Origin of the sequence: Gaiella sp. (assembly GCF_035558935.1) — a bacterium.
Classification (GTDB): domain Bacteria; phylum Actinomycetota; class Thermoleophilia; order Gaiellales; family Gaiellaceae; genus Gaiella.
The window spans coordinates 1-14110 of the sequence record NZ_DATMBZ010000168.1 but is presented as its reverse complement, the minus strand read 5'-3'; the positions used below and the strand labels follow the sequence as shown (position 1 = coordinate 14110).

Sequence of the window (14110 nt, the reverse complement as noted above, 5' to 3'; positions counted from 1 at the left end):
GGGTCGTTGACGCAGATGTTGCCGCCGAGCGTCCCGCGGTTTCGCACCTGGACGTCGGCCACGGTCGCGGCGACCTCCGCGAGGATCGGACGGCTGACCTCCACCTCGGAGGAGCGGATGATCGACGCGAGCGTGGCCATCGCGCCGATCTCGAGCGTCGTGCCCGAGACGGAGATCGAGCGCAGCTCGTCGAGGCCGGCCAGGTCGACGAGCACGTCGGGCGAGGCGGCCCGTTGCTTCATGACGTTGACGAGCGTCTGGCCGCCTGCGAGCGCACGTGCCCCGTCGTGCTCGGAGAGGAGCGTGACCGCCTCCTCGACGCTGGCCGGACGCGCGTACGAGACCTCTCGCAGCAGCATGAGGCCGATTCTGTCACACGGCTGCCGGTGACATGTCAAGGAACCGTGGCCGTGGTAGCCTCGCGCCGTGGCCGCGTTCGACGCCGTGCTCGTCGGATCCGGGATCAACACGCTGACGGCCGGCGCGCTGCTCGCGCGGGACGGCTGGGCGGTCTGTGTACTCGAGCAGTCCGACCGCCTCGGGGGCGCGATCCGAACGGAGACCGACTACACGCTGCCCGGCTTCACGCACGAGGTGCTGAGCTCCTGGCACCCGCTCTTCCAGGGATCGGCGGCGTATGCGGAGCTCGCCGAGGAGCTGCATCGCCGGGGCCTCGAATACGTCAACACCGACCTCCCCACGGCCACGGCGTACCCGGACGGCGCGGCCATGTTCCTCCAGACGTCGCTGGAGGCGAACGTCGCCGAGTTCGACCGCTTCGCGACGGGTGACGGAGCCGCCTGGCAGCGGCAGTTCGAGGAGTTCATGGCCAACGCCGATCTCTCCTTCGGCGTCCTGGGGACGGAGCTCTGGTCTTCCGGGGGGCTGGGCCTCGGCCAGAGGATGCTGCGGCGGCTCGGCCGGCGCGGCCTCCTCGACTTCGCCGGCGCCGCGCTCGCGTCGTGCCGGGACTGGACGACCGCGACCTTCCGCTCCGAGCAGGCGCACGGTCTCCTCGCACCCTGGGTGCTGCACACGGGCCTCGGCCCGGAGAACGCGGTTTCGGGGTTCATGACGCAGGTCATAGCCTGCGCGGTCCAGCTCGGCGGGATGCCGGTGCCGGTCGGCGGCGGCGTGAAGCTCGTCGACGCGCTCGCGGGCATCGTTCGCGACGCCGGCGGCGAGCTGCGGACCGGGTCTTCGGTCGAACGGATCGTCGTCTCCGAGGGCCGCGCGACCGGGGTCGTCCTGGCAGACGGCGAGACCGTCGACGCGAGACGTGCGGTCGTCGCCGGAGTGACTCCGACGCAGCTCTACGGCCCCTTGTTGCGAGAGCGCGACGTCCCCGTCGAGGTGTCCGCCGCGGCCGCGCGCTACCGCTACGGACGCGCAGGGATGCAGATCCACATCGCCATGGACGAACCGCCGCGCTGGAGGGGATCCGAGTCCGAGCGGCTCGCGCGGACCGCCATCGTCCACGTCACACCGGGCCTCGACGGCGTCTCGCGTGCGGTGAACGAGGCCGAGCGCGGGCTCCTCCCGGCCGAGGCGACGATCGTCGCCGGCCAGCCCTGCGCCGTCGACCCGTCCCGTGCGCCCGAGGGGAAGTGGATCATCTGGATCCAGCTGCAGGAGCTACCCGCCGGGCGCGTGAGGGGCGACGCGGCGGGCAAGCTCGACGTCGGCGACGGGACGTGGACCGAGGAGCTACGGGAGGCCTACGCCGACCGGATCGTCGGCCGTTTGGGCGAGTCGATCGAGAACCTCGCGTCGGCGACGCTCGCCCGCAAGGTGCTCTCGCCCGCCGACCTCGAGGCGCTCGATCCGAACCTCGTCGACGGCGACATCTACGCGGGCAGCTGCGCGCTCGACCAGAACCTCCTCTGGCGTCCGTTCGCGCAGGCGCCGGGCCACCGGACGGCGGTCGACGGCCTCTGGCACGTCGGCGCCAGCACGCACCCGGGCCCAGGGCTCGGCGCGGGCTCGGGGTATCTGGTCGCGAAGGAGCTCACCAAGCCGCCCCTTACCCGGCGCGTGCTTGCAAGACTTCCAGGACGCTAGTGAGAACGTCGCTGTCGACGATCTCCACGCTGAACGCCTCCTTCGCCGAGGACGTCGACGCCTACGCCCGGGCGGGGTTCGACGCGATCGGTCTCTGGGAGCTCAAGCTGCCGGCCGACGACGTCGCCAACGTCGAGTTGCTCTACGCACACCGGCTCGCGGTGTCGAACTGTGTCCCGACCGTGCCGTCGTTCCTCCCCCTCGCGATCCCGGGGATGGAAGGCCCGTCCGACCCCGGAGAACGGATCGAGGCGATCTGCGACTCCCTGCGACGGTTCTCGGCCTACGAGCCCGCCTGCGCCGTCTGTCTGAGCGGGCCGCTCGGCGGACGCTCCGAGGACGAGGGCCGCGCGATCGTCGTGGACGGCCTCCGGCGTGCGGCGGCGGCCGCCCGCGAGGCCGGTGTGGTTCTCGGGTTCGAGCCGATCCACCCAGCGCAACGCGACACCGCCGGGTTCGTCTGCTCGCTTGCGGACGCGCTCGCGCTGCTCGACGAGGCGGGTCTCGACGACGTCGGGATCATGGCCGACACGTTCAACCTGGCCCACGAGTCGACCGAGGACGTCGTCGCGGCTCGGAGCCGCTTCACGGGGCTGCACGTCGCCGACGAGCTGCCGGAGCCGATACCCGGCGTCCGCCGGCTTCCCGAGGAGCACGGCCGCTCGTCAGAGCTCGTCGCCGCCCTCTCCGCCGCCGGCTGGGACGGCCCGCTCGACGTCGAGGTGTTCTCGACCCCCGATGCGTTCTGGGCGCTCCCGGTCGACGAGGCCGCGCGCCAGGCGCACAGCGCGGTCTCGGCGCTCGCCTGAACAGCGGCTCGAGCGCTTCGCTCCCGTCGCGTTCCCGACCGCGCCGGGCGCGGTTGTCGCCGCCCAGCAAGGCAGCGAGCCCTCGAGGGGGCGTCGCGGTCGCGGTCGGCGAGCCGAGCGTCGAGCCGACTCAGACCGAGCCGTAGAGCTGCAGGATCACCGAGACGTACTGCTTCGTGTCGTCGAACAGGCCGCGCTCGCGGACCGCGCGCGCACCCTGGTAGTAGCCGGCCAGCGCCAGGCGGACGTCGCCGTCGAACTGGTCGAGCTGCCAGCGGAGGTAGCGGACGCCGGCACGCACGTTCCCCTCGTACGTCCGCGGGGTGACCTCTCCGAGCAGCATCGTGTCGACCCACTCCCACGTCTCGGGCAGGAGCTGCATCACGCCGATCGCGCCCGCGCTCGAGACGACGTCCTGCTGGAACCCCGACTCCATCCAGGCGACGGCCCGAGCGAGCTTCGAGTCGACCCCGTACGTCGCCGACCAGCGGTCGATCGCCCCTGCGACGGTGGCGCGATCGACATCGGAGCCCGATCCTCCGAGATGCGCCCCGCGGGGCAGGACGAGCCGCTGACCCGGCACGATCGTCGACATCAGGGAGAGGGCATTCGCGCGCGCGAGCCGCCAGGGGCTGACGTGGTAGCGCTGGGCAATCGAGAAGAAGCTCTCGCCGGCCGACACGGTGTGGCGGAGACTCGGCACCGGCGCGTTCGCGCGCGTCGCCACGACCCGGCCCGGCACCTTGAGACGTTGTCCAGGAGTCAACACGCTCGTCAGCACGAGCCCGTTCGTGCGGGCCAGCTTCACGGCGCGCACGCCGTACCGCTGTGCGATAGCGATGAATCCCTCGCCCGGCTGCACGGTGTGCACGACCGTGGCCACCGCGCGCCGCGGCGCCGCCGTCTTCGCTGCGCGCGCGACGCCCGGGACCCGGAGGCGCTGGCCGGGGGTGATCACGCTGCTCAGGGTCAGGCCGTTCGCGCGCGCGAGCGCGTCGGCGCCCACGTGGTAGCGGCGCGCGATGACGGCGAACCCCTCGCCGGGACGAACGACGTGGACGACGGCGCGGGCAGCTGCGGGCCGCTTCGGCTTCACGCTGCGCGGCTTCCCTCCGCGTGCAAGCGCACGGAACGTCCTCGCACCGGCGACTCCGTCGGCGGTGAGGCCATGCGAGCGCTGAAACCGCCGCAGGGCCGCGGCCGTCGTAGCGTCGAAGCGCCCGTCGACCCGCTGCGCGGGCAGCCCGAACGCACGCAGTCTGAACTCGAGCGAGGCAACGTCCCAGCCGACGCGCCCGCGCGAGAGCTGTCGCTGGCCGAGGAGCGGGCTCCCGAGCTTCCCGAGCTTGCAGCGCGTCGCCATGCCGACCTGGCCCGTCGCCCTGATGCCGTTGCTCCGCTGGAAACGGATGAGCGCGTTACGGGTCATCGGCCCGGGAATGCCGTCGACTGCCCCCGTGTAGAGACCGTGCGATCGCAGCGCGACCTGGAGCGCCGCCACCTTGGCGCTCTGTGCTGCCGCGCAGGGTCCGGCAGTCGCCAGGGCTGCGGCCACGGCGACGAAGATGACGATCGTTCTCCGCACGGAACTCCCTGTCTTCGCCGCCGCTCCCCGCCTTCCTTCCTGCACGCGGCGGCAGGCTCGTCCTGGATCGCCACGGCTACACTTCCCGCTCGCTGCCTTCCCCGGTAGCTCAATTGGCAGAGCATCCGGCTGTTAACCGGAGGGTTGTTGGTTCGAGTCCAACCCGGGGAGCTGCCAATCCGTCTGGGCAAGCACCGACCCTTCTGGCGCATCGCTCCAGAGCAGCTCGCGGATGTTCGAGACGACGCGGCCGGGCACGTCGGCGCGGATCGGAACGGTGTGACTAGGCGCCCCGCTCGTTGGTGGACGACGATGTGGGCATGATCCTCGAGTTCACGCATGCCGACGAGCTCCAGCTGCTCGCGCTGCTCGCGTCGGCCGCCGTCCTGCTGATCCTCGCGGGCTCCCTCCGTCTCCCCTATCCGATCCTTCTCGTGCTCGGCGGGCTCGTGTTGGGCTTCGGACCCGGCGTCCCCGAGGTGAGCCTCCCGCCGGAGGTCGTCCTGGTCGGATTCCTCCCGCCGCTGCTCTACGTCTCGGCGTACTTCACCGGCCTGCGCGAGCTGCGCCAGAACCTGAAGGAGATCTCGCTGCTCGCCGTTGGTCTCGTGATCGTGACAATGGTCGGCGTCGCGACCGTGGCGCATGCCGTGGCGGGCCTTTCGTGGCCGCAAGCATTCATCCTCGGCGCGGTGGTCTCGCCGACCGACCCCATCGCGGCGACGGCGATCGGACGGCGCCTCGGTGTCCCGCGGCGGTTGATCGACGTCGTCGAAGGCGAGAGCCTGGTCAACGACGGGACGGCCCTCGTCTTGCTCCGCACAGCCATCGCGGCAGCCGTAACCGGATCCTTCTCCATGTGGCATGCGGGCTGGGATCTCGTGCTCAACATCTCGGGCGGCGTGGCGGTGGGGCTGGCCGTGGGCTACCTCATCAGGCGCATCCGACGGGCGCTCGACAACCCGCCGCTCGAGGTGACGATCGCGTTCCTCACGGGGTACTTCGCATTCGTCCCCGCCGACGTGCTCGGTGTCTCGGGCGTGCTGGCGGTCGTGACTGCGGGCGTCTACATGGGCTGGTACACGCCGGAGCTGACGACGGTCCAGACGCGTCTCCAGGGCCGCGCGTTCTGGGAGATCTTCACGTTTCTGCTGAACGCCGTTCTCTTCGGCCTCGTCGGGCTGCAGTTGCGGCCGATCCTCGACGACCTGTCCGGGACGAACGGGTGGTCGCTCGTACGAGAGGCCGCGATCGTGGTCCTCGCGGTCCTGCTCCTACGGATCGCGTGGGTCTTCGCGGTGACGGGCGCGGCCCGGATGGTCGCGGCGCGGGCAGGGCATGCCGGCCGGCCGTGGACGCATGCCGCGTTCATCTCGTGGAACGGCATGCGGGGCGCCGTGACGATCGCAGCGGCGCTCCTCATCCCGCTCCGGACGGACACCGGCGCGCCGCTCGAAGGACGTGACGAGATCGTCTTCTTCGCTTTCGCCGTCGTTCTCGGAACCCTCGTCGTCCAGGGTCTCACGCTCCCCGGAGTGATCCGGGCGCTCGGGCTCGAGGCGGACGAGAGCGGCCTCGAGGCCGAAGAGGCGCACGCACGCATCCGCGCCGCGGAGGCGGCGCTGGAGCGTCTGGACGAGCTCGCGTCGGAGTCGTGGGTGGCAGACGACACTGCAGCACGTGTCCGCGGCCTGTACCAGTTCCGGATCGACCGCTTTGCCGCCCGGGTCGATCCCACCGGCGACGGCAAGATCGAGCGGCAGTCGCTGAAGTTCCAGAAGCTCCGTCGGGAGCTTCTCGAGGCCGAGCGGCACGCCGTCGTCGAGCTGCGAAACGCGGGCGAGATCAGCGACGAGGTGATGAGGCTCGTCGAGCGTGACCTCGACCTCGAGGTATCCCGGCTCGACAGCTGACACGACGCCGGACTGGCGAGGGACGCAGGTGAGCGCCCTGCGACGATTCGCAGCTCGTGTGCGCGAGCTCAGCTCACCGTGTGAACGGGCACCTCGAAGAACTCGACGGAGGTGCGTTGCTCCGTGCCGCCCGGATTCATCGCGTTGAGCGCCTCGTCGCCCCGGCGCATCGCCTCCTCGTCTTCGAAGAGCGTCACGCCGACTCCCTTGCCGCTCTCGCGGTTGACGAGCATGAGCATCTTCGCGCCCTCGAGGCCCTCCGGCGTGTCGCCCGACTCCACCTGCGACCGAACCAGCTCGATCGCGTCGTTCACCTTCGAGGGATCGCTCTCGAACGTCGCCACGCGTGCGTACATGTGACCCGCCTCCCTGCGGTATGGAGCACCAAGCGTACGCCAGACGAAGGCTCAGTGGTCGTGGTCGTGGTCGTGCGACCACTCGTGCTCGAGGGCCGTTCGGGCGGCCTCGACGCGGGGGGCGTCGACGAGGCCCGCCTCGAGCAGCGTCCGCTCGAGGGCTGCGAGCCAGCGCTCGTAGTAGCGGTACCCGGCGGCCGACGGGCGGTGCTCTGCCTCCCATGCGGCGATCTCGTCGATCAGGTGCGCGCGGAATGTCTCGAAGTCGACCACACGGGCGTCGTGGAGCGCGACGGCGACTCCGAAGGCCCGGCTCTCCCACGGCTCCTCGAAGACGAGCTCGCCGTTCGAGCGCGGAGGCGCGGCGGGGGCCGCCGGATCCGCGACGCCGGGGTCGGTGGTGCCGCTCACGCTCCGGGGCTCCGAGCGAGGCCGGTGCCGATCATGCTGTCGCGCGTGACGAGCCCGGCCAGCGCCTCCTCGCCCATCCCCTCGGTGCCGGCGGGACGCTGCGGGACGACGAGGTATCGCACCTCGCTCGTCGAGTCCCAGACGCGGATTCGAGCCTCGGCGGGCAGCTCGATTCCGAACTCGCGCAGTACCGACCGGGGCTCTGCGACGACGCGTGCGCGGTACGCGGGGCTCTTGTACCAGGTCGGTGGAAGCCCGAGAACCGGCCAGGGGTAGCAGGAACAGAGCGTGCAGACGACGACGTTGTGGACGTCAGGGGTGTTCTCCAGAGCAACCATGGTCGCTCCCTCGAAACCGCCGAAGCCGAGCTCCCCGATCGCGGCGGTGGCGTCTGCGCGCAGCCGATCGCGGTAGGCGGGGTCGACCCACGCGCGTGCGACCACTCGCGCCCCGTTCTGCGGTCCGAGGTCGCGCTCGTACCGCTCGACGATCGCATCGATCTGATCCGTGCTCAGGAGCCCCTTCTCGACGAGCACTGCCTCGAGCGCTGCGGCGCGAAGCGCGAGCTCGTCGTCGGGACCGTGGCGGTGGTCGCGGGTCACGCCGGCTCGAGGTAGCTCTCGAACAGGTCGAGCACGATCGTCCACCTGCCCTCGGTGGACGGCCCGAAGACGTCGTCGGAGTCGAACGCGACGGCGTACACCGCCTCGTCCGGCCCCCCGTATGGCCCGATGTCGGGGAACACGTCCATACCGCGGAGCGTTTCGACGATGCCGGTCACCCCTCGCACGTAGCGCGGACAGCGGGTGTGCCCGGCGGGTCGCATCCGGCGCACGCGCACGCGGTCGCTCGGTGCGAACCGCGCCGACTCGGCCGGCCGCAGAGGCGATGCCTCGAGCGTGGCGTCGACGACCCGCCGCGCCGCTTCGGGATCCTCTCTCCCGGGCACGCGCTCGCCGGCCCGCAGCCGCGCCACCCAGTTGTCGACGTCGTCGTCGACAATCGTGCCCCGGCGCAGCAGGCGTCGTTCGGTGCTCCAGAGCCAGCGGTCGTAGTACCCCGCAGCGAGGTAGTCCGCAGGAGCCATCTCCTCCCGGATCGCGCGACCCGACCCGGCGCCGATCCCGTGGATCCCAACGAGCGTCGAGAGCGCGAAGACCCGGAGCTCCCACGGGTGTTCGGCCACGCGGTCGGACCCCGGGGTCAGGACTCCCCCGAATCCGTGCATCCCACCCATGTCGTGCACGCCGTCCGTGCGTGGAGCTTAGAGGGCCCGTCACCGCCGGGACGCACTTGCGCCCGATGGGTGTGCATGTCGCGACGAATTGGCACCGACTTGACACGAACCGGACACGCTTTCGTGACTACTGTCGATGTCCCCGTGGGTGGGCGGGGGTTTGGGATGGGACCAGAACGTGGAACGGCGCGCACAAAGCGACAGCTCGCTCCCGCAACCGCAGGCGGGCTCTGCTCAGCTCACATTGCTCGACCGCTCCAGCTCGACGGGCTCGAGCACGAAGACGCGTATCTCCCGGCGCGCTCGGGCCCGATAGTCCTCATAGCCCGGCCAGACGCGAACCGCCTGCGCCCAGTAGCGCTCGCGTTCCTCGGGCGTCGCGTGCCTGGCTGTGTAGGCGCGCTCGACTCCTGCGACGGACACGCGCGTCGCAGGGTTCGCGTCGAGGTTGAGTGCCCAAGCCGGGTGGCGCGGTCCGCCCCAGTTGGACGCGATCACGACCATCCGCACGCCGTCCCCGACGTACAGGAGCGGCACTGTCCGCGCCCGCCCGGTCCGCCGTCCCGTCGTGGTCAGGTAACAGAGCGGAAAGCCCGTTGCGAAGCTGGTCACCGACCGTCGCCGACGCGCGAAGCGCACGTCGATCGGCGCAAGCAGGTGCGACAGGGCCCACGCGACGGCGCGATACCGGCCGAGCCGGCGAACGGCTCGTGCGTACGGATTCACCCCAGCTCGGCGAGCGCGCTGTGGACCTTCGCGAGTTGCGCCTGCAGCTCCGTCGCCCGGACGAGGTCGCCGCCCTGGAGCTCGCGGCGGAGGCGCCGTTCGTGCAGGCGCAGAAGGAGCTCCTTGCCGGTGCGCTCGTCGAGCTCGTCGCGGTCGGCGCGCGCGCCGAGCTCCGCCCGCAGCGCCAGGAGCTCCTCGTCCTCGGGCGTCCTCTCGACCAGTGACTCCCGGAAGCGACGATGGAGCGGATCGTCGAAATGGTCGGGTGTCAGCGCGGCCAGCTCGGGGACAAGCGATGGGTTGCGGACGACCGCGGCGAGCAGATCACGCTCCCGCTGGAGGCCCGCTTCGAGCAGGCGCGGGGTCGACGCCGCGGGCGCGGAGGCGGTGCGAGCGACGTTCGAGGGCGCCAGGCCGGCGAGCGTCTCCCGGGGAAGGTCGAGCCGGTCGGCGAGCAGGCGCAGCGCCTCCTGGCGCTCGGGTGAGTCCTCGACCGGGGCCAAGATCTCACGCGCCCGTACGAACGCCTCCTGCCGGTCGGTGGTCCGCTCGAGCGTGATGCGGACGCGGTAGTGCAGGTAGCTCTCCGCCGAGCCGAGCCGCGCAGCGAACGAGTCGGGCGCATCGGCCGGATCCTCGCCCCTGGGCAGCGCCACGACGCGGACGTCGAAGCCCTGCCGCACCGCGAGCTCCATCCCGCGCAGGGTCGCCTCCTGTCCCGCTGCGTCCGCGTCGAAACAGAGGAAGAGGCGCTTCGTCAGCCGGCCGAGCTCTCGGAGCTGCGCTTCGGTGAGCGCGGTGCCCATCGACGCGACGACGGGCTCGACCCCCGCCTGGCGGAGCGCGATCACGTCGGTGTTGCCCTCCACGACGATCGCACGATCTTGCTTCGCGATCGCCGGGCGCGCGAGGTGGAGGCCGTAGAGGACGTTTCCCTTCTTGAAGAGCTCGCTCTCGGGCGTGTTGACGTACTTCCCTCGGAGCGGATCGTCGTCGCGGAGCCGGCGCGCCTGGAAGCCGATCACCCGCCCCCGTGCGTCCGCCAGCGGAAACATGAGCCGGAACGGGAAGTAGTCGTTTCCCCGCTGGTTCGCAAGCCCTGCGGCGCGAATCTCCTCGATCGTGAAGCCACTCTCACGCGCCTTCACGACGAGCCCCGAACCGCGGGAGAGCCCCAGGCGGAACTCACGTGAGATCTCCTCGGCGAGGCCACGGCCCGTGAGGTAGTCGCGCACGGACGCGCCCGTCTCGCTGTCCCAGAGCACGCGCTCGAAATAGGTCGTCGCCTGCTCGAGCAGGGCGGTCAGGCGCTCGCGGCGGCGCCGTGCGGCGTCGGCGTGAGGTGAGGTTTCCTCGTACTCGAGCTGCACGCGGAAACGGTCCGCGAGCCACTCGATCGCGCCTGCGAAGTCGAGGTTCTCGGTCTCCTGGACGAACCGGACGACGTCGCCGCCCTTGCCGCAGCCGAAGCAGTAGTAGAGCTTGTCGACGGGATCGACGGAGAAGCTCGGCGTGCGCTCCTCGTGGAACGGGCAGCGGCCGGTGAAGCGCGAGCTCGAGGCCCGCCGAAGCGACGTTCTGGCCGAGACCACGTCGACGATGTCGGCCGCGGCCTTCACCTCGGCCACGCTCGTGTCCTTGATCCGCGCCACGGCGGCGAGCCTATTCGGCCACGAGACGATCGGCGTATGCCAGCGCGAAGCGGTCGGTCATGCCGGCGAGGTAGTCGGTGATCCGCTCGGGCAGCGCGCCGTCGCCGGCCGGCAGCCGCGCGGGCTCGTGGGCCAGCCGGTCGAAGATCGCCTTCACGACACGGCGCGCGCGCTCGTGTTCGGGCATCACCTGAGGGCCGAGATAGACGCGCTCGAACATGAACGCCCGGAGGGAGTGCATCGCCTTCCCCACGTCCCGCCCCTGCACGATGTCGCCCGCGGCCTCCGACGCACGCACGAGATCGTGGACGAGTGTGTCGATCCGCTGCGAACCGGTCGTGCCGAGCAGCTCGATCTCACCCGCGGGGAGGTCGCTCTCCGTCAGGAGCCCGTACCGGAGCGCGTCGTCGATGTCGTGGTTGACGTAGGCGATCCGGTCGACGATCCGGACGATCTTGCCCTCGAGCGTCGTCGGTTCGCGCTCACCTGTGTGCGTGAGAATCCCGTCGCAGACCTCGTGGGTGAGGTTCAGCTGCTTCGCGATCCGGAACGACTGTTCGTTGTGCCTGAACCGTCCGCCGAACCGCGCCAGGAGGGCCTCGTCGAGCGCGTCCTCCCCCGCATGGCCGAAAGGCGTGTGCCCCGTGTCGTGTCCGAGACCGATCGCCTCGACGAGATCCTCGTTGAGCCGCAGCGCACGCGCCACGACGCGCGAGATGGCGGTCGTTTCGAGCGTATGGGTCATCCGCGTGCGGAAGTGATCGCCCTGTGGGTCGATGAAGACCTGCGTCTTGCCCTTCAGCCGGCGAAAGGGCTTCGAGTGGATCAGCCGGTCTCGGTCACGCTGGAAGGGCGTCCGGACGGAGCACGGCTCTTCGTCGCGCTCCCGACCGCGCGTCTCGTACGAACGCACGGCGACCGGCGACAGCATCGCCTCTTCGAGCGCACGCACCCGCGCCTCGAACGTGCCCGCGATCCGGCCTGCGACCTCCATCCCGTCCAGGGTAGTCGCCGTCTCGGCCCGATCCGCGTAGGTCAGCCGGCTCAGAACGAGCGTGACTGGCCGCCGTCGACGACGACGGAGGTGCCCACGACCCAGGAGGCTCGCGGCGAGACGAGGAACGTCACGACGTCCGCTATCTCGTCCACCGTCCCGAAGCGCCCCCAGGGCAGCTCACGGGCCACGAAGGCGGCCATTCCCTCCGGGTCGTCGCGCACGCGACGCTCCCAGCTGCCGCCGGGGAAGAGGGTCGATCCCGGCGCGACGCTGAAGACCCTGATCCGATCCTTCGCAAGGTCGCCCGCCATCGCCTTCGCGAGGCTGATCTCCGCGGCCTTGGCGACGTTGTAGCTCGGGCTGCCGCCGCCCTCGCGACCCCAGATCGACGCGATCAGGGCAATCACCCCGCCGCCCCGGTCCCGCAGGATCGGCAGCGCTGCTCGCGACACCGCGAGTGCCGGGACGAGGTTCCGGCCCAGGACGTCGTCGAGGTCCCGGACATCGAGCTCGTCGATCGTGCGTGCGCCGGAGCCACCGACGTTGTTGACGACGATGTCGAGCCCGCCGAACGCACCGACCGCGGCTTCGACGACCTCGACTGCACCGTCGGGCGTGGTGACATCGGCCACCACCGGAACCGCGCGGCCGGGACCACCGGCCCCGGCGACGGCCTCGTCGAGCGCCTCCTTCCCCCTCGCACAGAACACGACGTCGGCGCCCTCCTCGACCAGCCGGGTCGCGATGCCGCGGCCGATCCCGCGGCTCGAGCCGGTGACGAGTGCGGCCTTCCCGGTGAGCCCGAGATCCACGCGGCTAGCCTAGTCGCGTGACCCGCATCCTCCTCGCACGCCACGGCGAGACCGACTGGAATCGGCTCGGACGCTGGCAGGGCCATGCCGATCCGCCGCTCAACGAGGCGGGCCTGAGTCAGGCGGCCGAGCTCGCCGAGCGCCTCGCCGGCGACGGGATCGCCGCGGTGTACTCGAGCGACCTCGTCCGCGCGAGCGAGACGGCACGCGTCGTCGCCGACCGGCTCGGGCTCGACGTCGTCGAGGACGCACGGTTGCGGGAGATCGACGTCGGATCCTGGTCGGGGCTCACGCGGGCGGAGGTCGAGCAGCGGTTCCCCGAGGGGTATGCCCGCTGGCTCGACGGCGAGATCGGCCACGACGGCGAGACGCGCGAGGAGCTGACCGAGAGGGTCGTCGGCGCCGTCGAGCGAATCGCCGCCGCGCATCCCGAAAACACGATTCTCGTGGTCACGCACGGCGGCGCGATCCGCGCGCTCCGCCGCCATGCCGCGGGCGACCCGGGCGATCCGATCGAGAACTGCGGCACCAGCTCGCTCGAGCTCGTCGACGGAGTGCTCCGCGTGCGGGCCGCGTGACTGCTCCGCGCTCGACTCGCCGCCGTGGAGGGCTACACGAACAAGTACAAGTTCGCGTACTCGTGCGGGGTTGCGGTCTCCGTGGGGAGCTGAGACCACCGAGACCACCAGGGCAGCGTTCCAGGCGGCGCTGCGCGCCCGAAAGACGCTCGGTTACGAGCTCGTCCGGAGGCATGACGTGCGAGTAGACGTCGAGCGACATGCTCGGCCGCGCGTGGCCGGCGCGCTCGGCGAGCTCGCGTGCCGGAACACCCGACTGATGCCAAAGCGTCATACCACGGTGCCGCAGGTCGTGCGGGCTGAAATGCGCGACGCGCGCGGTCTTGCAGGGGCGCGAGCGCGCCCACCGCAGCGCCCGTCGAGGGGAAGTTACGAAGGCCTGATTATTCCCGGCGATCTCGGACGTGCCGCGGGGTCAGAGATGTACCTCTGTTGCTAAAGCAAGGCCCTGGGCGGTGACGACAGCGGCGACGTCCTCCCAGGCCTCGCGCATCGCGTCAACGTTCCGATCCTCCATGCGCGCCTGCATGCGCAGGTTGTGGTTGATCCATCCGTCGAGATCGATCTCGGGGCGCGACTCTGCGCCGCGGCGAACCCATCCTGACCAGAGTCAAAGCTATTGACCTCCTCGAGCCCGGGGTGAAGGCCTCTTCCCGCTGCGGCTTACCCGCAGCGCGCCTGGGGGACGTCACCGATGCAGGGCCGGGCCGTCACCGGGATGATCGCAATAGCGCGAGAGTTCCATCTCAGCTACGTGTATCGGAGGTGAGCTGATGAGCGCTCTCACGAAGCCCCCGAATCGGCCGGGGCACCACAGCCTGGTCGCGTCGGAGCAGACACTTCCAGACAGCCAAACCGCCGTCGTGCGCGCCGAGCACCTCAGCAAGCGTTTCGGTGACCTGTGTGCCGTCGATGACTTGACGTTTTCGCTCAAGCCGGGGACGGTGACGGGGTTCCTCGGCCCCAACGGCGC

The 14110-nt window shown here is 70.8% G+C and carries 14 protein-coding genes, 1 tRNA gene and 1 pseudogene; 6 read left to right on the top strand and 10 right to left on the bottom strand.

Annotated elements, in window-relative coordinates; translation table 11 throughout:
- Window positions 1-359, bottom strand: a 359-nt coding sequence (locus VNM44_RS15945) for an FAD binding domain-containing protein (protein WP_325627088.1), incomplete at its 3' end; no start/stop codon positions are given.
- 67 nt (window positions 360-426) lie between these two features.
- On the opposite strand from VNM44_RS15945, the gene VNM44_RS15940 reads away from it, so the two are divergent.
- Together VNM44_RS15940 and VNM44_RS15935 are read left to right on the top strand one after the other, a co-directional pair.
- The gene (locus VNM44_RS15940) at window positions 427-2061 is read left to right on the top strand and encodes an NAD(P)/FAD-dependent oxidoreductase (RefSeq protein ID WP_325627086.1); all 1635 of its coding nucleotides are present in this window, start codon (window positions 427-429) and stop codon (window positions 2059-2061) included.
- Window positions 2061-2870, top strand: a complete 810-nt coding sequence (locus VNM44_RS15935; RefSeq protein WP_325627084.1) for a sugar phosphate isomerase/epimerase family protein — start codon at window positions 2061-2063, stop codon at window positions 2868-2870. The genes VNM44_RS15940 and VNM44_RS15935 overlap by 1 nt, the downstream gene beginning before the upstream one ends.
- Window positions 2871-3000: 130 nt before the next feature.
- Here the strand turns inward: VNM44_RS15935 and VNM44_RS15930 are convergent, their stop codons facing one another.
- Window positions 3001-4455 (bottom strand): LysM peptidoglycan-binding domain-containing protein, encoded by a 1455-nt coding sequence (locus VNM44_RS15930; protein WP_325627082.1) that lies wholly within the window; start codon window positions 4453-4455, stop codon window positions 3001-3003.
- Between the two features lie 98 nt (window positions 4456-4553).
- Between VNM44_RS15930 and VNM44_RS15925 the strand changes: the two genes are divergently transcribed.
- Window positions 4554-4626: transfer RNA gene (locus tag VNM44_RS15925), tRNA-Asn, on the top strand.
- A 149-nt stretch (window positions 4627-4775) separates the two neighbouring features.
- The gene (locus tag VNM44_RS15920; protein WP_325627080.1) at window positions 4776-6368 is read left to right on the top strand and encodes a Na+/H+ antiporter; all 1593 of its coding nucleotides are present in this window, start codon (window positions 4776-4778) and stop codon (window positions 6366-6368) included.
- 68 nt (window positions 6369-6436) lie between these two features.
- On the opposite strand, the gene VNM44_RS15915 is transcribed toward VNM44_RS15920, so the two are convergent.
- From VNM44_RS15915 to VNM44_RS15880, 8 genes are all read right to left on the bottom strand, one after another.
- A complete protein-coding gene (locus VNM44_RS15915; RefSeq protein ID WP_325627078.1) occupies window positions 6437-6724 on the bottom strand; it encodes a hypothetical protein in 288 nt (95 codons plus the stop codon).
- A gap of 51 nt (window positions 6725-6775) precedes the next feature.
- The gene (locus tag VNM44_RS15910) at window positions 6776-7135 is read right to left on the bottom strand and encodes a nitrile hydratase accessory protein (RefSeq protein WP_325627076.1); all 360 of its coding nucleotides are present in this window, start codon (window positions 7133-7135) and stop codon (window positions 6776-6778) included.
- Complete coding sequence (gene nthA / locus VNM44_RS15905) at window positions 7132-7737, bottom strand: nitrile hydratase subunit alpha (protein WP_325627074.1); 606 nt, start codon at window positions 7735-7737, stop codon at window positions 7132-7134. The genes VNM44_RS15910 and nthA overlap by 4 nt, the downstream gene beginning before the upstream one ends.
- On the bottom strand, window positions 7734-8381 hold the full coding sequence (locus VNM44_RS15900; protein WP_325627072.1) for an SH3-like domain-containing protein: 648 nt from the start codon (window positions 8379-8381) through the stop codon (window positions 7734-7736). Before VNM44_RS15900 ends, nthA begins: the two co-directional genes overlap by 4 nt.
- 225 nt (window positions 8382-8606) lie before the next feature.
- Window positions 8607-9098, bottom strand: a complete 492-nt coding sequence (locus tag VNM44_RS15895; RefSeq protein WP_325627070.1) for a nitroreductase/quinone reductase family protein — start codon at window positions 9096-9098, stop codon at window positions 8607-8609.
- The gene (gene dnaG, locus VNM44_RS15890) at window positions 9095-10750 is read right to left on the bottom strand and encodes a DNA primase (protein ID WP_325627067.1); all 1656 of its coding nucleotides are present in this window, start codon (window positions 10748-10750) and stop codon (window positions 9095-9097) included. Before dnaG ends, VNM44_RS15895 begins: the two co-directional genes overlap by 4 nt.
- A gap of 10 nt (window positions 10751-10760) precedes the next feature.
- A complete protein-coding gene (locus tag VNM44_RS15885; RefSeq protein WP_325627065.1) occupies window positions 10761-11744 on the bottom strand; it encodes a deoxyguanosinetriphosphate triphosphohydrolase in 984 nt (327 codons plus the stop codon).
- Window positions 11745-11794: 50 nt separating this feature from the next.
- Window positions 11795-12559, bottom strand: coding sequence for an SDR family oxidoreductase (locus VNM44_RS15880; protein WP_325627063.1), 765 nt, complete (start codon window positions 12557-12559; stop codon window positions 11795-11797).
- 17 nt (window positions 12560-12576) lie between these two features.
- Between VNM44_RS15880 and VNM44_RS15875 the strand changes: the two genes are divergently transcribed.
- Together VNM44_RS15875 and VNM44_RS15870 are read left to right on the top strand one after the other, a co-directional pair.
- Entirely contained in the window at window positions 12577-13137 is a 561-nt protein-coding gene (locus VNM44_RS15875; RefSeq protein ID WP_325627061.1) for a histidine phosphatase family protein, read from the top strand.
- Window positions 13138-13910: 773 nt separating this feature from the next.
- A pseudogene (locus tag VNM44_RS15870) lies at window positions 13911-14110 on the top strand (hypothetical protein); the annotation flags it as partial.

Bases quoted from the DNA above. Each gene is read 5' to 3' on its own strand.
- VNM44_RS15920 (WP_325627080.1), top strand. From the start codon at position 4,776: ATGATCCTCGAGTTCACGCATGCCGACGAGCTCCAGCTGCTCGCGCTG.
- VNM44_RS15885 (WP_325627065.1), bottom strand. From the start codon at position 11,744: ATGGAGGTCGCAGGCCGGATCGCGGGCACGTTCGAGGCGCGGGTGCGT.
- VNM44_RS15915 (WP_325627078.1), bottom strand. From the start codon at position 6,724: ATGTACGCACGCGTGGCGACGTTCGAGAGCGATCCCTCGAAGGTGAAC.